This is a genomic window from Komarekiella delphini-convector SJRDD-AB1 (assembly GCF_014831675.1).
GTDB lineage: Bacteria > Cyanobacteriota > Cyanobacteriia > Cyanobacteriales > Nostocaceae > Komarekiella.
The window spans coordinates 43,758-68,123 of sequence record NZ_VJXY01000008.1 but is presented as its reverse complement, the minus strand read 5'-3'; the positions used below and the strand labels follow the sequence as shown (position 1 = coordinate 68,123).

Sequence of the window (24,366 nt, the reverse complement as noted above, 5' to 3'; positions counted from 1 at the left end):
TAACCCTAAGTTAACGCACGAGGTATATTAACAAATCTACAAGGAGAAGTTTTGTGGTTTCTCATTCAGTTTGGATTGTTGGTACTAGCCGCAGTGGTAAGACTGCTCGTTTGGTAGAGCAATTTTGTAGTTGGGTGCAAACTGAAAACAAATATATTGAATCATTTTATACTAAAAATCTAAGACAGGAAAAAGCTGGTCATCTACCAAAACTTTTGTATCTTCGACCAACAGAACCAGGAGTTTTAGCCTTAGCTGCTAATGATGACAATCGCAGAGAATTAGGAGATAAAATTGTTACAAACACCCTAGGAAAATATCCGGTTCGTGCTAAGACACCGCTAGGTTTTTTTCAGGATGAAGTTATTCTATTTTGGCCGTTGCTGATTCAGTCATTGAACTTGAAAGCACAATTTCCAGTAAGATTGCGTCCAGAAACAGAGCAAGAATTGGCAACCAAACTCTGGCGTTCCCAATTAGACGAAGAAATTTTGCGTCTAGCGGGAGTTAATGAGTCTCGTTTGGTACGTCGCATTCTGGACTTATTGCAATTAGCAGCTTACAGCGGTACGCCTTGCGAAGATATTGCCGAAATTTTGCAAAAGGGTTTGCAGGAGAATGCCATCAATCTAAAGCCAGAATTTTTGGCGTCTTTGCTGCTAGATTGGCGTAACTGGTGTTTAGAGAGGGGCTTTCTGACTTATGGAATTATCACCGAACTCTATAGTCAGCATTTATTAAAAGATCGCAATTACCAACAGCACCTAACTAAACGCTATCAAGCGGTACTGGCGGATGATGTAGATGATTATCCTGGCGTAGCACGTCACCTGTTTGATTTACTCTTAGATCAAGGTGCAATCGGGGCGTTTAGCTACAATCCCGATGGTGCAGTGCGATTAGGATTAGGAGCAGATCCCAACTACCTAGAAGGATTAGCAGGGCGTTGTCGTATAGAAACTTTAACCTACTCACCCTCAGAGTCTCTTCCAGATAGACTTGCAACATCAATGGTGGAATTAGTCACAGAACCGATGGGACTGTTTAGTTTACCCAATGCGGTGCAGTCCATTCTAACCACCTCCCGTGCCCAACTGTTGCGACAAACAGCAGAGGTAATCGCTAATGCTATCAATTCTGGACAAGTTGAACCAGAACAAGTAGTGATTATTGCACCTGGTTTGGATGCGATCGCTCGTTATACCCTAGTAGAAATCCTCGTCAAGCAAAATATACTCGTAGAATCGCTTAACGATCAGCGTCCCCTGATTACCTCACCCGTTATCCGCGCCTTATTAACGATGCTGGCACTAGTTTATCCTGGTTTAGGACGCCTAGTAGATCGGGATGCTGTGGCTGAGATGCTCGTGGTACTCAGTGGAAGCGAGGGGGCGAGTGGGAGAGTAGAAGAGGAGAAAAATAATTCTTCACCCCATCACCCAAAGATTGATCCGGTACGTGCTGGGTTAATTGCCGATTACTGCTTTGTCCCTCATCCCGATTATCCCAACTTACTGCCAGTATCAACGTTTGAGCGCTGGGATAGAATCGGCTATGCAGCTACCACAGCTTATAATGACATATTGCAGTGGCTAGAAAAACAGCGATCGCAACAAGAACTCCGCCTAATTCCCAGCCCCATTTCCGTTTTAGACAGGGCAATTCAGCACTTTTTGTGGAATGGTAGTAATCTTCCCTACGATCAACTAGCAGCACTGCGGGAGTTGCTCGAAACTGCCCAACACTACTGGGAAATTGACACCCGATTACGACAAATTGACCCCATAGAGACAGCATCTCACGCCACTATTAACGAATTCATTCAACTACTGCGGCGTGGTACTATCACCGCCAACCCCTATCCTGTACGCCCCATCGGAACAGCCAAAAAAGCTGTCACCTTAGCCACAATTTTCCAATACCGCTCTAGTAGACGATTTCATCGCTGGCATTTCTGGCTAGATGCTGGTTCACCCCTGTGGGCAAAAGGTGGTGCGGCTACATTGTTTGGTGCGCCGTTTTTCTTGCAAGAAAGGTTAGGTGAACCTTGGACAGCAGAAGATGAGAAATTTGCAGAAGAACAACGACTACGAAGAATTTTGGTAGATTTGCTATCTCGTGTATCTGAAAAAATTTATTTATGTCACAGCGATTTAGCTGTTAATGGTCAAGAGCAATTAGGGCCATTATTACCTTTGGTGAACGCCTGTGTATCTGTTGTTTCTGAGGCTGTTGTTACTTAACTAATTTTACATATAGCAAACTTAAACACATTTTTAACTGGTTTTTCAGGTAGTAAATAGTTTCATTTCGCTAAGAATAAAAGTAGATTTCAAATGCAAGCAACTTTTGTGAATCGTAAAATAATTTAGCGATATCTATGCTATGGTTGTTATAGGAATCAAAAAAGTAAAAGCACAAAAACTTCAAAAAACTGAAGCGAGCTTAATATGCTTCTTGTGCTCTGGTAAATCCACTTCAATTCGCTATGATTTTTTGTAGCGAAAACACAAAGCCAAATGAAGCAAGATATTAAGCTTGGTAATAACTTGAAGTTAATCAGAACTTGACTGGGTATGAGCCAGCAAGAGTTGGCTAATTATAGCTAGCATTACCTACCAGATGCGAGCACTCTTTGAGTCTGGGAAGAAAGACTCTTAGTATAGTCTGGGAAGCAGATAGAAATTCAAAACTGTTGATAACTTAGTGCAAGCGGTAGCGACCATTTTTAATCGCGAACTAGGTTTCAGCAGTTGCATATTTTTGGAACGAAAACTTCAATAAAAATAGGTGTCGTTCCTTAATATCCAGAAATTTAACCATATTGTCAAAAGTCACCAAGATGTTTTCCAAGTTTTAGTATCAGAGGTTGCTGATGTAAGCATCAGCACAACATCTGTATCTATCACTTTTGGGCTGGAATTTATTCCCCTACATCAGTCACAATCCGATTGATTCTCAAAGAATACTTGCAATAAACGCTAGTACAGCAGTTGCTCAGTACTTGGGGATATTGATTGGTTGCGATCAATAATTAGAAGTTCTCGGCAACTATGACACAAGCAAAATCGAGGAAGTTATAGCGACCATTTAGAGTGGATTGCAATTTTGGTTGGTTGTGTGGTTAAAGGAAACAACTCTGCGTAAATTGAAATTCCTACTGTAACCACTCTTAAGGTTTGAGCAACCAATTGGGATTCTGTTACAACACGGCAATGCTTCAGTCAAAGTTTTAAAGGCTTCGTTATCGACAGATGTAGAGTTTCTCTGCATTGACTCCAAGCAATCTGAACGCTATCTTCCAGGAAACAAGCTACAGCGATTTTAACTGTTTTTGCTGTGATTGATCGCCTCCAGCAAATGGTATGTGCTTGCCAATATTACCAAGCGTGAACGTCTTACCTCAATCTTCAGACCCACCAACAGAAAAATTGTAGGAAACACCAACCATGACTGACGATAAAATTAGACAGATAGCTTTTTACGGTAAAGGCGGTATCGGTAAATCCACCACCTCACAAAATACCCTTGCTGCTATGGCAGAAATGGGTCAACGTATTCTGATTGTCGGTTGTGACCCTAAAGCTGACTCTACCCGTTTGATGCTACACAGTAAAGCCCAAACCAGCGTTTTGCAATTAGCTGCTGAACGAGGCGCTGTGGAAGACATAGAACTCGAAGAAGTGATGCTTACTGGCTTTCGGAACGTCCTTTGTGTGGAGTCTGGCGGCCCAGAACCCGGTGTAGGTTGCGCTGGCCGCGGTATTATCACCGCCATCAACTTCTTAGAAGAAAACGGTGCATATAAAGACGTTGACTTCGTGTCTTATGACGTGTTGGGTGACGTTGTGTGTGGTGGTTTCGCTATGCCTATCCGTGAAGGTAAAGCCCAAGAAATCTACATTGTTACATCCGGTGAAATGATGGCGATGTATGCAGCTAACAACATCGCTCGCGGTGTTCTGAAATATGCTCACACTGGCGGCGTGCGCTTAGGTGGTCTGATTTGTAATAGCCGTAACGTTGACCGAGAAATCGATCTGATCGAAACCTTGGCAAAACGCTTGAACACCCAAATGATTCACTATGTACCTCGTGATAACATCGTGCAGCACGCTGAATTACGCCGCATGACAGTAAACGAGTACGCACCTGACAGCAATCAAAGTAACGAATATCGGACACTGGCTACGAAAATCATCGGTAACGACAAGCTCACCATCCCCACACCCATCGAGATGGAAGAGTTAGAAGAGTTGTTGATTGAATTCGGTATCCTCGAAAGTGAGGAAAACGCCGCAATGTTGATTGGCAAGACAGCTACCGAAGTACCAGCAGAAAGTACTACCAAGTAAGCAATACTCTAGGGTGGGTAGCAGCCCACCCTTACTTCAGTTGTTAAAGGCTATGTACAAGAATAGACTTTTTACAGAAGTCGGAATATGGGAAAAAGCACAGAATGTTCCTTTCCCCGTTCTTCATATAACTCTTAGCCAACGTCTTGCAAACTCGATAAACTCTGGAGTTCGTCATTCAAAGGGCGATCCTGGATACTGCTCAAACAAAATTTAATATGAGAGCGGATAGCTCGCTCATAAACTACAGTTTGCTCTGTGCGTATCCCTATAGGCTGATATATCAAGTTAATTTCTGGAAATTCATGCCAATACATCAAAAAAATATCCTTAGCTGGAGTAGTTATTTCATAATTATTCTCTTTCCTTTTTTTTCTGAGCCTACAATTATTGAGTTGTAATTTTTCTCTAAATAGTTTTTCAAAATCTGGAACTCGATTTGAAGTAGCTTGCATAGTTTATACACGTTAATAACGTATTAATTAAGCGAACACTATCTTGTGATGTTACTTTAAGTATGACACTTTAGCTACCTATCATAAGAATAGTGTATCAGTTAGAGAGTCTTTGAGAATTATGAGTTTATTTTTATTCTTTAGGGTAACAGAAGAGAGCTGATTCCAACTGATTTTATGACAGTTTTTCGCTAATCTGCCTTGTTATTGACCATAGATTAGGGAATTTTAAAATTAGTTTGAGATGATCAATTTACTAAACCGCAACTTTTTGCTATTCTTCTATCCCAGCTTAAGTAACTTAGCATCAAAATTTGCACTTTAGTTTTATCCACGGTTCTGAAAAAAAGCGTTAGAACAACTTTGGCATATAAAAAGGCGTGGTTAACTTAACAAAAATTTTCTTGCCAGCCGATCGCCACTTCAGCCATGTTCGATTTTGGGCAAAAAAGAGATTAGAGACATTGAGTAGTTGTAGTGGTTAGGCAATCAAAGCCTTAAATCAGTGAACAGTGAACAGTAAACAGTAAACAGGTGGGAGATTTAAACCTGCCAGATAGCGCCTGTCACTAATCGGTTTTGGGTTATTAGTTGTTCAGTTGCAAGTACTCGCCCCTTTAAATCAGTGAACAGTGAACAGTAAACAGTAAACAGGTGGGAGATTAAACCTGCCAAATAGCGCCTGTCACTAATCGGTTTTGGGTTATTAGTTGTTCAGTTGCAAGTACTCGCCCCTTTAAATCAGTGAACAGTGAACAGTAAACAGTAAACAGTAAACAGGTGGGAGATTAAACCTGCCAGATAGCGCCTGTCACTAATCGGCTTTGGGTTATTAGTTGTTCAGTTGCAAGTACTCGCCCCTTTAAATCAGTGAACAGTGAACAGTAAACAGGTGGGAGATTTAAACCTGCCAGATAGCGCCTGTCACTAATCGGTTTTGGGTTATTGTTGCAAGTACTCGCCCCCTTAGTGGTTTCCTTTAAACCCAATTATGTTTACTGTTTACCGTTTACTGTTCACTGTTAAAGTTGAGTGGCAACCTATTGCAAGTTTACGATTCGAGAGCCGAGTGGATGCAACCACTTTAGTCCTAAATCTGAAAAACCACTTTAACAATGAGTGAAATACCAGTTAGCATCCTGTATAAGGATGAATTTATAATCTACCTTTAAAGATATTTTTAAAATTAACAACAACAAATATGCTTGTATATAGAATACTAGTTTTATTTATTAGTTTTTATTAAGGATTAAAGATATATATATTCTTATATATCTATATCGCTATGTACTTTTGTATGTTCTCAATATTATCTAATAACATCTTTAGTAATCACTCAATCTTAATCAAATGAGGTTTTTTAATGAAAAACTTGATTCCTGATCGCAAAACATCTGAGGAAGAACGTTTCCAAGATGATTATTATTCTTACTTTGAAGCGCCTGAAAATGTTACCCGATATACGCCCGCAGCTGGTTTTTTAGATAATGCTTTTCCAGAAAAGTCATTCTCTTTATTGGATTTAGGATGCGGTAATGGGGCTTTAAGCAAATATCTACCTGCTCGATGTGACTACCTTGGAGTCGATCACAGTGAATTAGCTATTGAACAATGTTTAAAACTCTACCCAAATAGAAACTTTATTGCCAAAGATTTATCGCTTTTTCTGTCTGAGCTTGCTAATGAAAATCAAAAATTTCATGCAGTAGTGCTAGCAGGCTTACTGTTTCACAGCGTTGATAAAGAAACTCAAGAAAAAAAAGATGATCAAGAAATTATTCAATTCTGTTTGGATAAAATATTAAGTGATAACGGATATCTCGTGATTATTGTGCCTTTTTGCTATGGTAATCATCCATCTCATAGTCTATTTGTTCGAGCAGAGTGGCTGCAAAAGTCAGTAGAAAAAATGCTGGAAGTTGCTAAGGCAAAGATAGTTCACGAAAATATTTCCATACAGGTCGGCTTGGAAAAGAAAGTTCAACAGCAGAAGGCGATTCCTGACTGGTTTGTTGCTGATAGCAGTGCTGATTATTCCAGTATATTTGTTGGAACATACATGGCGAGTTGGACATTTATTGCCTCCCCCGCAGCGATTAAAAGTTAAACTCAAGCTAAAGGCAGAAAAAACTTAAATGTACTGCCAACTCCCAACTTGCTTTCTACGTGAATTTGACCGCCTTGCAGTTCAATCAAGCGACGGGAGATAGTTAAACCAATGCCGGTTCCTCCAGAATGGCGATCGCGCGATCGGTCAGCTCGCCAGAAGCGCTCAAATACATGTGGTAAACTCTCTGGGGCAATACCAATACCTGTATCAACAACCGCAATCCAGAGTTTAGATGCTTCTGTCCAAGTGCGAATAGTAATTGAACCCTTGGTAGTATAACGCACTGCATTACCAAGCAGATTAACTAGTATCTGTTCTGTGCGGTCAATATCTGCCAACACAGAAGGCAGCACAGATGGACATTCCAAACGCATAACTGGCCCATCTTCTAATAGCTGGTCGCTAAATTTCTCCACTAATGACTCTAATAAAGGACGCAGATTTACTCGCTGTATCTTAATTGGCAAATAGCCTGCTTCTGCCTTAGAAAGTTCTTGTAAATCGTTTACCAACCGCTCTAAGCGCTTAGTTTCTTTTGCTAAGCGCCGATAAATCTCAGGAGACGCTTCAATTTCCCCATCAGCCAGTTCTTCTAAGTAACCACGCACAACTGTAAGCGGTGTCCGTAGTTCATGGGTCATATCTCCAATTAGTTCCCGCCGCCGCGCTTCCACTCCTTCTAAACTGGCTGCCATCCGGTTAAAACTAGCACCTAGTCTATTGAGTTCTGGAATATTAGATAGAGGTAGTCGTGCATCCATCTGACCAGCAGCAAATTTTTGGGTGATTTGTTCCATCTCCGTTAACCGCTGCATAATACGTCTGGATACCCAGTAGCTCAGCCCTCCGGCTGCGGTTGTACCGGCTAAAACTGACCAAATAGTGCTTCGCCGCCATGCAAGTTCAAATCCTGTAACCAATTCAGTACGGACAGCAATTAAGTTAAATCCCCGATTTTCTAGTCGTTGCAAATGTAGGACAAACAAACGCGGAGAAGAAACTTTGCTAATAATCACCAGACTAGCTACCCCCACCATCATTACTACTAAGTGGGAGAAAAATAGGCGAGATGCCAAAGGTAAGGACTTCGTCCAACGCAGGCCCATCTTCATGAGGCTCACACTACTAGGGAATCTTCAAACTTATAACCCACCCCAACAATAGTTTTAATAAAAGTAGGATTTGCAGGGTCAGGTTCAATCTTTTTTCGCAGTCGAGCTACATGAGTATCCACCACACGCTCATCACCAAAAAAGTTATCTCCCCAAAGTTTGTCAATTAATTGGGTGCGGTTCCAAACTCGACCCGGATTGCTGACAAAAGTGCTTAGCAAGTTAAATTCTAGAGTAGTTAAGTCTAGAATTTCTGGTTGCTGAGAATTTATTTGGCGACTAGCAGTGTGCTGGTCTACATCCACTATAAAGTGTTGGGTACGATTGACCTGATATTGTCCTCCTTGGCGGAGGCTACGCCGCAATAGTGCCCGCACCCTAGCTACCAACTCTCTAGGACTAAAGGGCTTGACCATGTAATCATCAGCACCAGTAGACAAGCCAATAACGCGATCAATTTCTTCACCTTTAGCCGTGAGCATCAAAATGTAAGGATCTTTTGCACCTGGTTTTTGACGAATTCTGGCACAAACTTCCAACCCATCCAAACCAGGAATCATTAAATCTAGGATGATTAAATCAGGTTGTTGCTCCTGAAACATCTGCAAAGCATTCATGCCATCGCGGCTAATGCGACAGAAAAATCCTTCTTTTTCTAGAGAAAGTTGGATTAAATGAGCAATCTCTGGTTCGTCTTCAACTATTAAAATATCCATCTAATTTAGAACTGAGCAAAATACACAGAATAATTTCCTGGTTTGCAATTTTACTCCAGAAACCTATTAAGGCTTTTGCAGTATTTTAGTGTAGACTGCGATGGATTTTAAATTTCAATTTAAAAATTTGAATTTGATGATGCTCGATAACTATAGCCTAGATTAGAGTCTTTTTGAATATGTTTTTTAATACTATCTAGGTCAATAAAGCAATCAGCAACATCAATTAAGCTGTCGCTGGTCATTGTTCGTAGACTCACTACTTCTACTCGATCACCCATTCTGCTGACAGCGTTTACAGCATAGGCTAGATCGCCATCTCCACTAACTAAAACCGCAGTATCATAGTAGGGAGCCAAATTTATCATATCTACAGCAATTTCTATATTCAAATTTGGTTTTTTGAGATTATCTGCTAGCAAAACTATATCTTTGGTAACTACACGATAGCCATGACGCCGCATCCACAATAGAAAACCCTGCTGCTTTTCATTGGTGAAATCAACTCCAATATAGAAAAAAGCCCGCAGCAGTCGAGAACTGTTAGTTAAACGACAAAGTAATTTAAGATAATCAATTTCAATACCGAGTTGCAAAGCTGTATGCAGTAAGTTTAAGCCATCAATAAAAATAGCGACTCGACCACGATTTAAACCATTAAAAATAGAACTATCAATTGTAGTATCTGGCATCTTGGTATCTCGACCTTTGATAGCAGTATCAATTATAGGTTGCCCTGGCCAATGGGGTTTATCTCTGAGCACTTTATATTCATTAAATTCATCTGTTTGTTTGTTAGAATTAGTAATAGCCATTTATACCTCTGGATTTTAAAGTTAGAAAAATTTTGGTTAAATTAGCGATAGTATAGTTAACACTGATTTATAACCTATCAGGAAATTAACGTAAGTCAGTAAATGCAAATAAACTTAACTAGTTTATACTGCATAGAATCTAAAGTAAACAGTCTAAAGATTTTTACTAGACATTAGATATAAGGGCTGGTTTCTCTGTCTATAGATATGCTAGTATCTTCCCATCCTGACTGCAACACGCTTGAGAAATAGGATATTTCTGTAAGGGTAGGGTTTGAATGAGCGATCGCCATCTATATAATCCATATATTTTTATTTTACCTCTGTATTCTAAAAACCCTACAGCTAAAGATTTTCTGCATATTTAGCTAAGATGTTTACCGCATAATCAGGCACTCAAGTATTGATATATAAAAAAATTCAGTAATTTTATCAATATGGAGCTTGTGGTTTAATAAAAACATCTTAAGGGAATACTTTTTTTACTACTCATCATTACTTTTAATCTTGCCGATCAAAGATGAGCAAGTCTTATCCAAACAATAAGAAATATTTAACCTAGTGTGAGAAGTTTATTGCTAGATAAAACTATAAAAATAATATGTATTGCAGCTAGATCCAGGCTGGCTCAAGTAAAATCTGAGTTAACTGACTCCAACGCTCTCCAGGTCTTGAGAGTAGGTGTGGAATTTGCTTACATTAATTTGTAAACTCCCCTCGGATTTGCAGCCAAGAGGAGCGATCGCTAACATAAACAATATGAAACATATACAGAAATTGTTCCTCAGCCCTACCTGGGGAAAATTCGTGAGCTTTGCCAATTGCTAATTAAAATCTCAAACCAACACCACCCTGTACGGAAACAGCTGCACCACCGCTATCACGATAAGCATCAAAAGCAATGATGGCGTTGCCAAAAATCACAGTATTACTATTTGGGACAACGTAATCAACTCCCGGCTGTAAGGCAAAACTAATTTTGTCGCCCACAGGAGAAGAGTTACCACCACCAGCCAACACCAACCCAGCTCCTAAGTAGGCATCAGTATGCCAGTTAAGGGGGAGGTCATAAGAAACCGTTGGTACAATTGCTGTATTTTGTCCTATCAAAGCTTGAGCACGGAAAGAAATCGGTGCTTCCAGAAGCTTGTAGCGGGCTGCTAAAACCCCCCCCAATTGGATACCATCAGTAATACCAATAGTCGGCCCGATACCAACGTAACTCCCGTATGCTACTTGAGCCTGTGCTGCTTGATTGCTAACAGCCAGATTCAACATCAAGCTAGCTCCCACAACTGAAACCAAACAAGGAAAATACTTCATTACCCTACTCCTCACACCATTTTCGATTTTGTCATTTGTCAAGAGTCAAGGGTCAAAAGTTATTTTCTTCCCTTGCTCCCCTGCTCCTCCGCTCCCCCTGCCCCCTGCTCTCCTGCTCCCCATCTCATTTTATGGGCAACGAGGATGAATGCCTCCTTGAGTACAAATGTAAGCCAGTTGCTTGGCATCTAAATTTTTGGCTTGACTAAAATCAACTCCTTGTACTACAGCAGACTGTGAGCCTGTATCTGGAGTTTGTACAAATTGATCCGCTGGATCTTGTCTGCTAGGAGCGAGAATTGTCCCCTGAAAATCTGCTCCTGCTACGTTTGCCCCTTGTAAATCTACAAGACTCAGGTCAGCATTCCGCAAGTTGGCGTTTTCCATGTAAGCAGAGCGCAAGACAGCACCAGTCAAACGAGTAGCGCTTAAGTTAGCATTGCTCAGATTAGCATGATCCAAATAGGCTCCTGATAAATCAGCTCCTTGCCAATCGGTTTTGGTTAAGTTGGCATGAGATAATATTGTTCCTATCGCGATCACACGACCTAAACGAGCAGCGTACAAATTGGCTTCGTTTAATTTGGCGTCACCCAAATCAGCTCCAGTCAAGCTGGCATTTTCTAAGACTGCGCGATGCATATCGGCTCCCACTAGCTGAGTACTACTGAGGTTCGCATCAACTAAACGCGCATCGGATAGATTTGCTCTGTTGAGAGTGGCGCGGCTTAAATCGCTACCGTTCATCAAGACACGGCTGAGATTGGCATCAGTCAGATTAGCTTGCTTCAACTGAGCTTGGCTCAAATTAGTGATCGTATCGTCGTAAGTATCCCAGCGTCCATCCTCACCCACGCCCCGAAAGCGACTACCCTTAAAACTGGCTTGGTTAAGATTTGCAGATTTAAACTTAACACCAGATAAATCAACATTGTCTAGGACTAGGTTGAAAGAGGAACTTCCTTCGGAGCCGCTACGACCTAATTGGGTACGACTGAGATCGATACCATTAATTTGACCACTGGAAACAGCGAGAATCTTGTTGATTGTTCCTTGGTTGATTTGTAACCGCTTTTGTCTCAATTCCCGCTCTTGAGAAGTGTTATTACCCACAGATTCGATCTCGCCAGCTAAAAACTGATTCTTGGTTTTTAATTCAGGGATAGCTTTTAGACCGACACTTACTAAAGCTTGTTGAGTTGTATCCAGAAGAGTGGGGTTGGTTTCGTTAACTAGAAGGTCTACTAAAAATTGGATCGCCTGCGGATCATTGAGACCACCTATAGCTAAAATTGCACTCCGACGCTCCTCATTGGTAGCATTAGAGTTGGGACTTAACTGTTTGACGAGTGCGAGAAACTGTTGACTATTAATTTGTTTAGTTGTCCGCTGGGTTTGCTGGGTTTGGATGTAGACTTGAGTGCCTATTAAAGTAGCCAATACAGCAGTCATGCTTACCAGCGCTACCCCAAATAAAATAAGATTAGGATTTTGCTGTATCCGCCGCCACAAGCTAGGGGAAGTGTCACTAGACATGGCTATTGAGGTGGTGGCTACTTGCTCATTTCCCTCCTGCCATTCAGCGGTTTCATTGTCTTTGGCAGACTGACTTCGGCTTTTGCCATCCTCGTTTTTGGGTGGCAAAGGACGAGTAGCATCGGTAACGTAAGTACCTGCAAGTTGATCGTGCAGTGCGCGACGACGTCCCCGGCGCGATGGCAAGCCCATCCCTTCTCCTAGTACCATCAACACAGCCAAAAATGTGAATAGACCTAGATTAGGAAAGGCAAAGCTATAGCGCCACAGGAAATAGGCGATGGACATGGGTACAGTCCAACGACCAATTCCTTCTCTTATGACAACTGCCCCCAAACCAGGTGGCTTCCCTTGCTCGTTAACAACCCGTACGCCAAACCAACGCTTGGGAATTGTACTACCAGTTTTACCTAGTAAATATAATTGCCACCATGAAAGAGTTACAGGTGCTAACAGGGCTAACGTCCATAGGAAATTAGTCGGCCATGCTACGTTACGGATGCCATAACTGACAGGCAAAGCCAAAGGCCTAGCAATCGCTCTTTCCGTTACTACCAGCACTGGGTTAAGTGGCACTCGGTTAAAATCGCTTCTGGAATTGGCATATACACCAATGCCAAAGGGAATCAATCCACTGGTAACTACCAGTGTAATTTCTGCTACCCAAGCCGCAAAACGCCTAGTTGCTAACGGCAGCGAATTGACTCTTGCCGGTTCTTTTGAGCGACTAGATTCATTACTACTTCTCCTCACAATTGGTGTCGCCATCGCATAATTTCCTTTAACTTTAATTTCTACGCCGCTACTGACGCAGTTAAATTAGACTATTACTTACGTTGAGAGTTATTAGACACAAAAAATTTGTATCCAACATACACCAACACGGCCAACAGTGCCAGACTAATAACAGATACAACCAGTTTGAATACTGCTTGCAGCATCGCAAAGCCTATTAGCACTGCTACACCAGAAAATATCCACTTTTTTGTCCCAGATAAGCTGTTGAACCAGCTTTGAAATCGCTCTAGATACAAGTTAAAGCTAGCACCAGACTGAGCAGTCTGTTTTTGTTCTTGTGGTTGGGGAACCACTTCAGAAGGAGTATTAATCTCTGCCTCTAGCTTTTCGAGGCGATGCTGCAAGTCTTCTTCAGGTTGAGAATTCATAAATTTTTTCTACTTCAGCTAGGACACTTACTCAACAACAGAGCAACCAAATCTCATTATTGGTAGCTTTCTTAGTGATTTTAGCTAATGTGCGTGTGTGCAAAACCTTCGTATACAGAGAAAAATATAATTTTTCTCCTGTTGCTTTCCAAGAGTTGATGTCAACTAAATTTACTAGTGATTAGTTATTTACACCAAGGTGATCAAGGATTAGTAATTGAGATGAGACTTCTTCGAGTTACCGAGTACAGCATCATTTTTGAATATTTAGTCATATAGTGATTAAGTTACAAAATAAAAAATTATACGACACCTTTCGGAACAAAGACCGTTAGCCGCCGTCTAAAAAAATAGACCATGCATAATACCACAATATTGCTCTAAAAACAGTCGGGAGCATTAATTAAAATGAAGACGCTTAGGCTATTTAAATTTGTTCCCGCAGCTTTGGCGATGAGTTTGGTTCTCACTGGAGCTGGTTTTGCACAGACACCACAAATTCAAATTAATCAAAATTTCCAGCCAGATCCACTAATTTTGAACGGACAATCTGGGGGATCTGTCAAAAGCAACTGTGGCAATATAACTGCTGCACCCAATCAAGTTATCCAGGTTACAGAGTCACTGCCTTACTTGCGATTAACAGTTGAGAGTAAGGGACAGCCAACACTGTTAATTGACGGCCCTGGGGGACGCTTTTGCGTATTGGCGGATAATTACTCTGGAGGCAAACCAGAACTTTCTGGTTACTGGCAGCCAGGAAAATATTTACTATTTGTAGGTGAGTTATCACAACAACAGCATAGCTATACACTCTCGATTTCACAACAAAAGAAATAGTCTTTTGTCATTTGTTTTTTACTAATGACCAATGACTAATCTTCCAGTGATTTTGCTGGTACTTCGACTGCTGTGACATCAATTGTGCCTTCTGGTGTAAAGCGCCGAAAACGACCATTTTGTAATAATAGAGGCTCTCCACAGTTAGGACACTGCAATTGACTGTTATTTAAACCTGTAAATTCATATTTACAGACGGGACACTGGTCAGCAACTAAGTTGCGTTGTAGCCACCAGCGAAACCCAAAGAATGCAACAATAGGTGCTAATAACAGCAACCCAAAAATAATTAGCAAGGAGTTAACTAACCAACCCAAGCCCAATGATGCCAGCAACCAAACAACTGCTAGTAGGGTGAGCCAAGGGCGGAGATTCAAAAGATTCAATTGAAATGTCTTAAAGCTCATTTTTTAAATGTCGTCCTGCTCTCCTTCTAGGATAGCGAGTTTAGCAAAGAGCGGAGCCGCAGACGCTTCACCTCCGGTTAAGAATCCAAAATTAAGAGTTTTTTGACTCTTAACTCTTAACTCTTGACAAAAGCTGCTCCTGCAACCGCTTTTGGAAAGCATGCATACCGAAGAAAGCGATCGCCTGCTCTCGCAACCACTGACCATCACAACGCTGATCATCCCCTTGGAGAATTTCTATACAAGCTGCTGCTACGGCATCTGGGCTGCGGTGCGGCACTCGCCACCCTAGTTTACCATCCTGCAAGGGGTCAGCTGACCCATCGTCATCACCTGATAACACTGGAACCTGACAAGCCATCGCCTCCAGATAGACAATGCCAAAGCCTTCTTGAGAAGGCATAATGTAGGCATCAGCAAGGCGGTAATGTTCAATTAATTGCTCTATGGGAACAAAACCTGCGAAAACAACGCGATCGCTCACACCTAAATCTATTGCTAGCTGGGCTAATCGTGGTTGGTCATCTCCACGACCAATTACCAAGTATCTTACTTCTGGAAAAACCTGAGTGATTTGTGGTAAAGCTCGAATTGTGACATCTACACCTTTGTAAATATCCCCTGACCATAGCCGCGCCACAGTCATTAACACCTTGGCATCTTTTAGGGCATACTTCTCAACTAATTCTGGCTGCTTAGAACCAGGAGTAAATTTATCCCCATCAATGGCACAAGGTATCATCTGAATAATGTTGGGGTCTAAACCATTAGCAGCACAAGTGCGATCGCGACTGTAACGACTAATTGTCCAAATTTCAGATGCTAAGGATAAAGCACGACGTTCTTGATTTTTGAGCGGTTCCCAAACTTCCTTGCCATAAGTTAGCACGGTGTAGGGAATGCCCAAAGGCTGGCAAAGGGTTTGTATTAGTACTGCTAGGTTAATATGTCCGCAGAAAACGCGCTGGGGACGGTTTTGCAATAAACACTTGAGCAAAGCCGCAGCCATTTTGAGTCTCCCTATCTGGGGGGACTGATTTTGAAAATAATGAAATTTTAAATTTTGGGACTCAAAAGGATTTGAGCAGTCAGGACGATCTCGCAGTAAAAACACTTCTGCTTTGTAGGCTTGGCTCAATCCCAAATATGAACGAAAAACATCCTTCACATAAGATTGAATACCACCTTCGCGGGCAAAAATTTCTAAGAAGACGAAAATATGACTAGCTTGATTGTTAACTTTATTACTTAGATTTAGGTTTTTTGCCACTTTACTAGTTATCATATTTATCTATTTAAAATCGCGGTAAGGGTGCGATCGCGCCACTTTGTAGCCGCTCTAAATCGGTTTTTACCATTTTCTCTAAAAGCTGCTCAAAGCTGACTTGGGGTTCCCAGTTGAGGTTTCTTTTGGCTTTACAGGGGTTGGCTACCAGTTGAAAATGTTCATCTGTCCGCAACAAATTTGTATTGATAATTACATGCTGCGTCCAGTCTAGCCCTACAGATTCAAAGGCTGTGGCAACCAACTCTCTAACACTATGCAGTTTACCTGTACCAATTACGTATTCGTCTGGGTCATCTACCTGTAACATCCGCCACATTACTTCGACATAATCCCCAGCAAAGCCCCAATCACGTTTGGCATCCAAGTTACCCATTTCCAAGGTATCAGTTAAACCCAATTTAATTGATGCAGCTGCCAAAGAAACTTTGCGTGTAACAAATTGGGGTGGGCGTAGAGGAGACTCGTGATTATACAAAATTCCACTACAGGCAAATAGACCATAGCGCTGTCGGTGATGCACCATTGTCCAGTGAGCATGCAACTTTGCCGCAGCATAAGGATTTTTAGGGCGAAAGGGAGTTTCTTCATCTTGAGGCGAAAGCAAAACATCCCCAAACATTTCTGAACTGCTAGCTTGATAAAATCGCGTAGACAAACCAATTTTTCGTACAGCTTCCAATAATCTAGTAGCTGTACCAGTTATTAAATCCAGGGTTCCCAAGGGGTCGTTCCACGAATCAGGTACGAAACTGGGAGCCGCCAAATTATAAATTTCTTGAGGACGGAGTTGTTCAACTGCGGTTAACAGTGCTGTACTATCTCTCAAATCAACAGTGTAAATTTCTACCTGATTGGTTAGAGTTCCTAGTTTTGTTAAATTAGGTTGTCGATGTGGAGATACCAATCCCACAACTCGATAACCCTCATTGAGGAGCAAACGGCTAAGATAGTAGCCATCTTGACCAGTAATTCCTGTAATTAGGGCTGTCTTAGTCATCTTTTGTACCCTACCGCTCTGTCTTTTTAAGCACGAGATGGCACATGTTGGAGAAAAAATCGGACTCCCAACACTGCTGACAAATCCTAACAAAGGAGTTACTGCAACTCGAATGCTGACTTTACTGTACTCACTAATCTTTTTTATACATAACTGTCTCGCTAATTTTCTCATTAGAAATGAGAGACTTAAGTAAATTTACATAAAGTCAGACTCATGGAAAGATAATTAACAGCTACTATTTTATAAATTAACTATTATTGGACAAGAAATTAAGCCCACACCGTAGCTTAACGTTTTGGTGTGGGTAATTAGTTCACTGTTCTTCTACACAGTATTTGACGATGAGCAGACAATTCCTACCATCCGCACCACGTTCGTAGACGACACGATCTGCTAGGCGTCTTAGGAGAAACCATCCATACCCGCCTACTTGCAGAGTACCTGGTGCAGGCTCAGCGATCGCATCAGGATTGAAAGGTTTTCCATGATCCCAAATTTTAATCTCTAGCCGATCAATCCACAGATAAACGTCAATTTCAATGGTTGTTTCCGGGGGTAAAGCATGATGAGCGTGACGAACAGCGTTAGTAAAGCCTTCTGCTAATGCTAAGTTGAGGCGATAAAGTTGGGTTTCTGACCAGCCAAGTTGAGACAAATGTTGCAGACAAAATTGCTCAAACCATTGTTGCACCTGGTTTAGGAGCTTGAGTTCGCTCTTTACCGTCAGATGGTCTTGCTCCACTATGCTAAGCATTGACCGTGACTTGAATTAAGTTTAAGTGAGAATTGTTTGTGTTTGTTAGCTTTTAGTGATTTTAGCTTTTGGAATAGCTTTTCCATCCAAAACTTAAAATCCAAGATGCAACCTGGACTATTAAAATTGACGCCTGTTGATTTTTCTCAAAAGCACATCTGCATATGCTCTTGAAACTTACAGGCGTCAAAGCACGTTGTGGTGACTAATTTAGAACAGTCCCAAGGTCAAAGATTTATCTAATGGGAGGGCTGCACCAATACCTAGCCACAGGGTAACAAGAGTACCAAATAGGAACACCGTGGTCGCAACTGGACGACGGAAGGGGTTCTGGAACTTATTAACATTCTCAATAAAGGGAATGAGGATCAGCCCCAGAGGTACGGACGCCATTGCTAACACTCCTAAGAGTTTGTTAGGAAGCGATCGCAAAATTTGGAAAACCGGATACAAGTACCACTCTGGCAGAATTTCTAATGGGGTGGCGAAAGGATTTGCTGGTTCACCTGTCATAGCAGGATCTAGCACAGCTAGAGCCACGATCGCAGCGAAGGAACCCATGATCACTATTGGAAACACGTAAAGTAAGTCATTGGGCCAAGCTGGTTCACCGTAGTAGTTGTGACCCATACCTTGAGCGAGTTTAGCTCTTAACTTCGGATCGCTAAGGTCAGGTTTTTTCTGTGTTGCCATATTTAAATGTGCTCTCCTGCTTAAATTAAGGTTAAAGCATTTGTGAAAGCTATTGGCTATTAGGCAAGCCGCCCCAGGGCTTTTACAGCTTTCAGTTTAAGATGCAAGTGTTCGTCTTTGTGTAACTTATCTGTCACTAAATTCTTATTTTTCATAAGTTTAGAACAAACAACTCCATCTGGGAACTGATATTTGTTGCCTTTCGCTGATAGCTAAGATTACAAAGGGCCGGAAATACCTTGCTTGCGAATCATTAAGAAGTGAAACAGCATGAAGACTGCAATCAACCAAGGCAATACAAAGGTGTGGGCGCTGTAGTAGCGAGTCAGGGTTGCTTGACCAACACTTGAACCACCGCGCAGCAGGTCAGAGATGAGAACGCCGACAACGGGAATTGCTTCTGGTACGCCGCTGACGATTTTCACAGCCCAGTAGCCTACTTGATCCCAAGGCAGGGAATAGCCGGTGACGCCAAAGGAAACGGTGATTACAGCCAGGATAACACCACTTATCCAAGTCAATTCACGGGGCTTTTTGAAACCACCGGTTAGGTAAACTCGGAAGGTGTGCAAAATCATCATCAGCACCATCATGCTGGCAGACCAGCGGTGAATGGAGCGAATTAGCCAACCGAAGTTGACTTCATTCATGATGTACTCCACTGAGGAGTAAGCTTCGGCTACAGTTGGCTTGTAGTAAAATGTCATCGCAAATCCAGTAGCAAACTGGATCAAAAAGCAAGTTAGGGTAATTCCACCCAAGCAGTAGAAGATATTGACGTGGGGAGGGACATACTTACTAGTAACGTCTTCAGCGATCGCCTCAATCTCTAAACGTTCCTCGAACCAGTCATAAACGTTGGCCATACAATCTCAAGTTCCTAAAAAGCGGTTGCGGTTGATAAATTCCGAAGTTCTGAATCGGCGATCATTCGCCTAGCATCGACCATAGAAGAAGTTCCAATGATCGCAAACCCCAGATTGAAAAGTCCAGATCGGACACTAAACTTCTGTTCGCCTCTATCCGGCACTCAGAGTTCTCGGACGATCATCTAGCTTTTCGCTCCGCTCAGACTTCTCTCCCAATTAGCAATTTTGGGATTTTAGCAAAGAGGCATTTGTTCGTTTGGTTGTCAGCTTTCAGAGCGGTTAAAGTTCTAAGGAACTTAACACTCTGTAAACATCGAATATATTGCTATCTCTTTGCAACCTAGCACCAAAAATGGTGGTAACAAAGTAGATTTTATCGTCTGGTGAGTGGGATGTACTGGCATCAGTTGAGGAAACAACTTGATGAGAGCAATGCACCACTTCTATAAAAAAAGTAACATAGTCGAGAGATAGATTTCATAAACAACAAGCTAACTGGGCAGTTCTAGGCAATTTGGGTTGAGGTGGAAGTTAAAATGGGGTTCATGCACACAAAGGTTTTTCGGTTAGGATTTTCATTGTTAGTGACGATTTGGTTGGTGCTGGGCACACTTGTTCAACCAGCAGTGGCTTTAACGGGGGAACAAAAACTTGTTTCAGAAGTTTGGCGAATTGTCAATCGCACTTATCTAGATGAGACATTTAATCATCAAAACTGGGCAGCAGTCAGGCAAAAAGCTCTAGAGAAGCCGCTGCAAGACAATCGAGCAGCTTATGGAGCAATTCAGAATATGCTCAAGAGTCTCAACGATCCATTTACCCGCTTTTTAGACCCAGAGCAGTACCGCAGTTTGCAAGTAAATACTTCTGGAGAACTGACGGGGGTGGGGTTGCAAATTGCTTTGAATCCCGATACTGGTAAGTTGGAAGTAGTGGCTCCTATAGAAGGTTCCCCAGCAGATAAAGCCGGGATTAGATCACGCGATCGCATCCTCAAAATTGAAGGTACTTCTACTGAAAATTTAACTCTCGATGAAGCTGCAACCAGGATGCGCGGGCCAATTGGCAGTCTTGTGACTCTCTTAATCGAACGAGACGGGGAGGGAGAAACAGAAATTAGAGTTACGCGCGATCGCATTGCTCTTAACCCTGTGGTGTCAGAATTACGTGTTTCCCCAGAAGGTACACCCATTGGCTACATTCGCCTCACTCAATTCAATGCCAACGCCTCAATGGAATTGGCACACACTATTTCTAGTCTAGAAAAAAAAGGCGCTGCTGCCTACGTTTTGGATTTACGAAATAATCCTGGAGGTCTATTACAATCAGGAATTGAAATTGCTCGTCTATGGTTAGATTCTGGGACTATAGTCTACACCGTTAATCGGCAAGGCATTCAAGGAAGTTTTGAAGCCTTTGGCCCACCGCTGACAGAAGATCCTCTAGTGATTTTGGTGAATCAAGGAACTGCCAGTGCTAGCGAAATTCTGGCCGGCGCACTACAAGATAATGGTCGTGCTCAACTGGTAGGCGAAACCACCTTTGGTAAAGGCTTAATTCAATCTTTATTTGAATTATCAGATGGTTCAGGCTTGGCAGTGACAATTGCTAAGTACGAAACCCCTAAGCACCGAGATATTAACAAACTAGGTATTAAGCCAGACAAAGTAGTTTCCCAAGAGCCGATTAACCGTGAAAAGATTGGCACTCAAGCTGATCTGCAATATCAAGCAGCGGTGGAACTTTTGGGCAAAGACTCGGTAGTCGCGGGAAAGGTGTGATTGGGCATTTGTCAGGAGACAGGAGATAGGAGATAGGAATTATTTATTCTTTCCATGCTCCCCAGTCCCCAGGCCCCAGTCCCCAGTCCCACTTTCTTTAAAGCAGAGCTTGTGACTGAAGCAAAGCTTGTAAATCCAGGGAGGCAAGGCGTTGATAGGCTTGAGCTATCACACGTTTGCCTCTAAGAAAACCCGTATTAGCACCGGGACAAATGTACTGAAGAGTTTCTAGTGTAAAGCGCTCTAAGAGTAACTGAAGGCTCTTAATTTGTCGGGGCCAGTGAAAGGTTTTTGCCGATCGCAATGGTACTGGTTCGCCCTGCTGATTGGGGACTAAATGGCGTCCAGAAAACAGCACACCTCCCAGGTTACTGTAGTAAAGGCAAGATGAGCCAGGAGTATGACCTGGCGTCCAAATCACTTGTATTGTTGAATCGATAGTGAATTCTTGACTAAAGGTAGTTACGGTTAAGCCTGGTAATAAGTAAGCTTCTTGCTCTTGGATGAGAATCTCGCTCTCAAAGGTTTGTTGAATTTCTGCTGTTTTGCCAATAGCACCTCGATGGGTGAGGAATAACCAACGTACACCTCCATGCGATCGCAAAAAATCCTGATTTATTTGCTCTAAGGCAGGGCAATCTATGAGGATATTGCCTTCATTTCTTACAATAAAGTAAGAGGTTCCCCCTAACGTGTCCCGATTGGGTGGAAAGGCAAATATGCTCTCTGGCGCGAAGTTTTCATTAGAGGATGTTTGAACTTCGTGAGAAAACACAGCCCGTGGTGGCTTAGCTGTATGACTTGGCTGTTGAGGTAAGGGGCACATGAGAAAAAAGCCGAAATTGAGGAGTTGTGGATAATCAGGTTAAAGTGTGGAAATTCTGAAGAATTGCAACTTGAGAAATAACTAGCACTATTAACTGTTGTTGAAAAGATCGGAGTTTGAAGTCTGCCTTGTAATTAGTACTGTGGTACTCATAATACAGGAATGATATTCTGTCAAAATTACTGAAGATAACATGGCATTTTGGTTTCTCCTCTTACTGGGGCTAGCTACTTATTTAATGGTGCAGCGCAGCGTTGCTCGCATCACCCGAACGCCAGTGTGGTTGTTATGGCTGGTGTTAATGACACCCGCATTTGTATTGAGCGGATGGACGCTGATGTATGGGGCAAAACAACCACCGCCACCATCGCTGCTTATTTGGCCGTCAGTTGTGTGCCTGCTGTTATACTGGCTGTTGTTTCAATGGGGGCGTCAAGCACCAAGGGACACACAGACCCAAGCCCAAGCCCCGGAATCACAGTCGGCGACCAATCCTGTAGCAGAATCAGCACCAGTGCGTCCCATTGAGCCAACAGAAGAAACTCAGCTGCGAAATTGTTTTCCCTGGTCTACATACTACGTCCAAAACATTGAGTATCGACCTCAAGCAGTAGTCTGCCGAGGCCAGTTACGAACTACACCAAACAATGCTTACCAGCAGATTAAAGCAAATATTGAAGCACAATTTGGCGATCGCTTCTTACTAATCTTTCAAGAGGGTTTGAATGGTAAACCCTTCTTTGTGCTGGTTCCTAACACTCAAGCTGCTAAAGAAGTAAATTTACAAAGCAAACAGGAAAAGTTAACTCGACCAGGATTAGCACTTTTGCTGCTAGCAGCTACTTTGGTTACTACTACTTTGGTGGGAGCGAAAATTGCTGGTGTTGAGCCGACGGTGCTGGAATCTGACCCAACTGTTCTTTTGAAGGGATTGCCCTATGCTTTAGGACTAATGACTATTTTGGGCATCCATGAACTTGGTCACTATTTAACAGCAAGATTCTACAAAATTCGCTCGACGCTACCTTACTTTATCCCCATGCCTTTTTTCTTGGGAACTTTTGGCGCATTTATTCAGATGCGTAGTCCGATTCCCAACCGTAAAGCTTTATTTGACATTAGTATTGCTGGCCCAATTGCAGGCTTTATTGCAACTTTGCCATTATTAATATGGGGCTTGGCTAATTCAGAAATGGTTCCTCTCACTGAAAAAACAGGTCTATTAAACTTTGATGCTCTCAATCCCAGATATTCAATTTTACTAGCGTTGCTCTCAAAGTTGGCTTTGGGTAGTCAGTTAACCTCAAAATCAGCTATTGATTTGCATCCCTTGGCAGTAGCAGGTTTTTTGGGTCTGATTGTTACAGCATTGAATTTGATGCCAGTAGGACAACTAGATGGGGGTCACATTGTGCATGCGATATTTGGGCAACGAACTGCAATGGCAATTGGTCAAATTTCTCGCTTGTTGTTACTAGTACTTTCGTTAGTCCAAGATGAATTTTTGTTGTGGGCGATTATCTTATTGTTCATACCGTTGATTGATGAACCTGCGCTGAATGATGTTACTGAATTGGATAACGGACGTGACATTTTAGGGTTACTGGCAATGGCTTTGTTAGTGTTGATTGTATTGCCGCTACCGCAGGCGATCGCTAACTTTTTGCAAATTTAAATTGTGACAGTATTAAGAGAATTTAGTGCATCTGGAACAGATATAGTGTTTCCTAATATTTTGAGGTGTAAATTAATCTGTGTACCTTGCGGGTTCGCCGCCAGACTTTCTTCAAACTACGCGTAGCGTCTTTGTCAGGAGAAGAGTAGCCTCTACGCATCTATAATCTGTGGCGAATTACTTCTTTGTGTACCTCACTCAAGTGAAAACTGTTACACACTCGTTATGCACAATTAAGTTGTAAATTAATAATAACAATTAGCTCAAATAGCGCACAAATAATATAACGATTTTTTAGCATGATTAAGTGTTAAATTCGATCTAAATTAACTGCTAAAGTCAATATGATTTCAATTAATATCTGAACGCTCACTGAATGTTAAACGCCGTTAATTATAAAGGTGAATGGCAAAGCTGCAATTATTGTGCATAAAACTTCAGCCTTTCAAACTTTGCTGCATCGATTGCAACAAACTGAAGCTGAACTGGCATGACTACGGAGTAACCAAACCGTTTGTGCAAGCTAATTCAACCTAGTACTAATGATTCTGCTATCCTTCACTACTGATCTTCCATTGCGTCATAGCTGCAAATTGGATGTAACAAAATTTCAGGTTTATGGTCACTGCTGGTTCAGCCTTCTAG

21 protein-coding genes are annotated in these 24,366 nt (G+C 42.0%); 7 read left to right on the top strand and 14 right to left on the bottom strand.

Annotation, left to right across the window (positions count from 1 at the left end; all coding sequences use genetic code 11):
* Nucleotides 1-53: 53 nt before the first annotated feature.
* From FNW02_RS09725 to nifH, 3 genes are all read left to right on the top strand, one after another.
* Nucleotides 54-2,243, top strand: a complete 2,190-nt coding sequence (locus FNW02_RS09725; RefSeq protein WP_191757344.1) for a recombinase family protein — start codon at nucleotides 54-56, stop codon at nucleotides 2,241-2,243.
* 547 nt (nucleotides 2,244-2,790) lie between these two features.
* Nucleotides 2,791-2,955, top strand: coding sequence for a substrate-binding domain-containing protein (locus FNW02_RS40105; RefSeq protein WP_431356802.1), 165 nt, complete (start codon nucleotides 2,791-2,793; stop codon nucleotides 2,953-2,955).
* A gap of 494 nt (nucleotides 2,956-3,449) precedes the next feature.
* A complete protein-coding gene (nifH, locus tag FNW02_RS09720; RefSeq protein ID WP_191757343.1) occupies nucleotides 3,450-4,355 on the top strand; it encodes a nitrogenase iron protein in 906 nt (301 codons plus the stop codon).
* 134 nt (nucleotides 4,356-4,489) lie between these two features.
* Here the strand turns inward: nifH and FNW02_RS09715 are convergent, their stop codons facing one another.
* The gene (locus FNW02_RS09715; protein ID WP_191757342.1) at nucleotides 4,490-4,810 is read right to left on the bottom strand and encodes a hypothetical protein; all 321 of its coding nucleotides are present in this window, start codon (nucleotides 4,808-4,810) and stop codon (nucleotides 4,490-4,492) included.
* Between the two features lie 1,363 nt (nucleotides 4,811-6,173).
* On the opposite strand from FNW02_RS09715, the gene FNW02_RS09710 reads away from it, so the two are divergent.
* Nucleotides 6,174-6,917, top strand: a complete 744-nt coding sequence (locus FNW02_RS09710) for a class I SAM-dependent methyltransferase (RefSeq protein ID WP_191757341.1) — start codon at nucleotides 6,174-6,176, stop codon at nucleotides 6,915-6,917.
* Between the two features lie 2 nt (nucleotides 6,918-6,919).
* On the opposite strand, the gene FNW02_RS09705 is transcribed toward FNW02_RS09710, so the two are convergent.
* The 6 genes from FNW02_RS09705 to FNW02_RS09680 all read right to left on the bottom strand — a co-directional run bounded on the left by FNW02_RS09705 (nucleotide 6,920) and on the right by FNW02_RS09680 (nucleotide 13,588).
* Nucleotides 6,920-8,032 carry a sensor histidine kinase gene (locus FNW02_RS09705; RefSeq protein WP_191757340.1) on the bottom strand — a complete coding sequence of 371 codons (1,113 nt, stop codon included), beginning with the start codon at nucleotides 8,030-8,032 and terminating at the stop codon, nucleotides 6,920-6,922.
* 5 nt (nucleotides 8,033-8,037) lie between these two features.
* On the bottom strand, nucleotides 8,038-8,748 hold the full coding sequence (locus FNW02_RS09700) for a response regulator transcription factor (protein ID WP_191757339.1): 711 nt from the start codon (nucleotides 8,746-8,748) through the stop codon (nucleotides 8,038-8,040).
* A gap of 119 nt (nucleotides 8,749-8,867) precedes the next feature.
* Complete coding sequence (locus FNW02_RS09695) at nucleotides 8,868-9,563, bottom strand: LabA-like NYN domain-containing protein (protein ID WP_191757338.1); 696 nt, start codon at nucleotides 9,561-9,563, stop codon at nucleotides 8,868-8,870.
* 828 nt (nucleotides 9,564-10,391) lie between these two features.
* On the bottom strand, nucleotides 10,392-10,886 hold the full coding sequence (locus FNW02_RS09690) for a hypothetical protein (protein WP_191757337.1): 495 nt from the start codon (nucleotides 10,884-10,886) through the stop codon (nucleotides 10,392-10,394).
* A gap of 129 nt (nucleotides 10,887-11,015) precedes the next feature.
* Entirely contained in the window at nucleotides 11,016-13,190 is a 2,175-nt protein-coding gene (locus FNW02_RS09685; protein ID WP_191757336.1) for a pentapeptide repeat-containing protein, read from the bottom strand.
* A gap of 59 nt (nucleotides 13,191-13,249) precedes the next feature.
* Nucleotides 13,250-13,588, bottom strand: coding sequence for a hypothetical protein (locus FNW02_RS09680; protein ID WP_191757335.1), 339 nt, complete (start codon nucleotides 13,586-13,588; stop codon nucleotides 13,250-13,252).
* 408 nt (nucleotides 13,589-13,996) lie between these two features.
* Here FNW02_RS09680 and FNW02_RS09675 point away from each other — a divergent pair, with 408 nt between their 5' ends.
* On the top strand, nucleotides 13,997-14,428 hold the full coding sequence (locus FNW02_RS09675) for a hypothetical protein (RefSeq protein ID WP_191757334.1): 432 nt from the start codon (nucleotides 13,997-13,999) through the stop codon (nucleotides 14,426-14,428).
* A 35-nt stretch (nucleotides 14,429-14,463) separates the two neighbouring features.
* On the opposite strand, the gene FNW02_RS09670 is transcribed toward FNW02_RS09675, so the two are convergent.
* The 6 genes from FNW02_RS09670 to petB all read right to left on the bottom strand — a co-directional run bounded on the left by FNW02_RS09670 (nucleotide 14,464) and on the right by petB (nucleotide 19,436).
* A complete protein-coding gene (locus tag FNW02_RS09670) occupies nucleotides 14,464-14,835 on the bottom strand; it encodes a hypothetical protein (protein ID WP_191757333.1) in 372 nt (123 codons plus the stop codon).
* Between the two features lie 109 nt (nucleotides 14,836-14,944).
* Nucleotides 14,945-16,120 (bottom strand): glycosyltransferase, encoded by a 1,176-nt coding sequence (locus FNW02_RS09665; RefSeq protein WP_191757332.1) that lies wholly within the window; start codon nucleotides 16,118-16,120, stop codon nucleotides 14,945-14,947.
* Between the two features lie 10 nt (nucleotides 16,121-16,130).
* Entirely contained in the window at nucleotides 16,131-17,120 is a 990-nt protein-coding gene (locus FNW02_RS09660) for a GDP-mannose 4,6-dehydratase (RefSeq protein WP_191757331.1), read from the bottom strand.
* A gap of 316 nt (nucleotides 17,121-17,436) precedes the next feature.
* Nucleotides 17,437-17,877, bottom strand: coding sequence for an ATP-binding protein (locus FNW02_RS09655; RefSeq protein ID WP_162397443.1), 441 nt, complete (start codon nucleotides 17,875-17,877; stop codon nucleotides 17,437-17,439).
* A gap of 210 nt (nucleotides 17,878-18,087) precedes the next feature.
* On the bottom strand, nucleotides 18,088-18,570 hold the full coding sequence (gene petD / locus FNW02_RS09650; protein ID WP_162397444.1) for a cytochrome b6-f complex subunit IV: 483 nt from the start codon (nucleotides 18,568-18,570) through the stop codon (nucleotides 18,088-18,090).
* 218 nt (nucleotides 18,571-18,788) lie between these two features.
* Nucleotides 18,789-19,436 (bottom strand): cytochrome b6, encoded by a 648-nt coding sequence (gene petB / locus FNW02_RS09645; protein WP_162397445.1) that lies wholly within the window; start codon nucleotides 19,434-19,436, stop codon nucleotides 18,789-18,791.
* Between the two features lie 539 nt (nucleotides 19,437-19,975).
* Here petB and ctpA point away from each other — a divergent pair.
* Nucleotides 19,976-21,220: a carboxyl-terminal processing protease CtpA gene (gene ctpA, locus FNW02_RS09640; protein ID WP_191757330.1), complete on the top strand. Its 1,245-nt coding sequence runs from the start codon at nucleotides 19,976-19,978 to the stop codon at nucleotides 21,218-21,220.
* A gap of 97 nt (nucleotides 21,221-21,317) precedes the next feature.
* On the opposite strand, the gene FNW02_RS09635 is transcribed toward ctpA, so the two are convergent.
* Nucleotides 21,318-22,046: an MBL fold metallo-hydrolase gene (locus FNW02_RS09635; protein WP_191757328.1), complete on the bottom strand. Its 729-nt coding sequence runs from the start codon at nucleotides 22,044-22,046 to the stop codon at nucleotides 21,318-21,320.
* A 193-nt stretch (nucleotides 22,047-22,239) separates the two neighbouring features.
* Here FNW02_RS09635 and FNW02_RS09630 point away from each other — a divergent pair, with 193 nt between their 5' ends.
* Nucleotides 22,240-23,721: a site-2 protease family protein gene (locus FNW02_RS09630; RefSeq protein ID WP_191757327.1), complete on the top strand. Its 1,482-nt coding sequence runs from the start codon at nucleotides 22,240-22,242 to the stop codon at nucleotides 23,719-23,721.
* Nucleotides 23,722-24,366 lie beyond the last annotated feature (645 nt).

Bases quoted from the DNA above. Each gene is read 5' to 3' on its own strand.
- nifH (WP_191757343.1), top strand. From the start codon at position 3,450: ATGACTGACGATAAAATTAGACAGATAGCTTTTTACGGTAAAGGCGGT.
- FNW02_RS09715 (WP_191757342.1), bottom strand. From the start codon at position 4,810: ATGCAAGCTACTTCAAATCGAGTTCCAGATTTTGAAAAACTATTTAGA.
- FNW02_RS09710 (WP_191757341.1), top strand. From the start codon at position 6,174: ATGAAAAACTTGATTCCTGATCGCAAAACATCTGAGGAAGAACGTTTC.
- FNW02_RS09705 (WP_191757340.1), bottom strand. From the start codon at position 8,032: ATGAAGATGGGCCTGCGTTGGACGAAGTCCTTACCTTTGGCATCTCGC.
- FNW02_RS09700 (WP_191757339.1), bottom strand. From the start codon at position 8,748: ATGGATATTTTAATAGTTGAAGACGAACCAGAGATTGCTCATTTAATC.
- FNW02_RS09695 (WP_191757338.1), bottom strand. From the start codon at position 9,563: ATGGCTATTACTAATTCTAACAAACAAACAGATGAATTTAATGAATAT.
- FNW02_RS09690 (WP_191757337.1), bottom strand. From the start codon at position 10,886: ATGAAGTATTTTCCTTGTTTGGTTTCAGTTGTGGGAGCTAGCTTGATG.
- FNW02_RS09685 (WP_191757336.1), bottom strand. From the start codon at position 13,190: ATGGCGACACCAATTGTGAGGAGAAGTAGTAATGAATCTAGTCGCTCA.
- FNW02_RS09680 (WP_191757335.1), bottom strand. From the start codon at position 13,588: ATGAATTCTCAACCTGAAGAAGACTTGCAGCATCGCCTCGAAAAGCTA.
- FNW02_RS09675 (WP_191757334.1), top strand. From the start codon at position 13,997: ATGAAGACGCTTAGGCTATTTAAATTTGTTCCCGCAGCTTTGGCGATG.
- FNW02_RS09670 (WP_191757333.1), bottom strand. From the start codon at position 14,835: ATGAGCTTTAAGACATTTCAATTGAATCTTTTGAATCTCCGCCCTTGG.
- FNW02_RS09665 (WP_191757332.1), bottom strand. From the start codon at position 16,120: ATGATAACTAGTAAAGTGGCAAAAAACCTAAATCTAAGTAATAAAGTT.
- FNW02_RS09660 (WP_191757331.1), bottom strand. From the start codon at position 17,120: ATGACTAAGACAGCCCTAATTACAGGAATTACTGGTCAAGATGGCTAC.
- FNW02_RS09655 (WP_162397443.1), bottom strand. From the start codon at position 17,877: ATGCTTAGCATAGTGGAGCAAGACCATCTGACGGTAAAGAGCGAACTC.
- petD (WP_162397444.1), bottom strand. From the start codon at position 18,570: ATGGCAACACAGAAAAAACCTGACCTTAGCGATCCGAAGTTAAGAGCT.
- petB (WP_162397445.1), bottom strand. From the start codon at position 19,436: ATGGCCAACGTTTATGACTGGTTCGAGGAACGTTTAGAGATTGAGGCG.
- ctpA (WP_191757330.1), top strand. From the start codon at position 19,976: ATGGGGTTCATGCACACAAAGGTTTTTCGGTTAGGATTTTCATTGTTA.
- FNW02_RS09635 (WP_191757328.1), bottom strand. From the start codon at position 22,046: ATGTGCCCCTTACCTCAACAGCCAAGTCATACAGCTAAGCCACCACGG.
- FNW02_RS09630 (WP_191757327.1), top strand. From the start codon at position 22,240: ATGGCATTTTGGTTTCTCCTCTTACTGGGGCTAGCTACTTATTTAATG.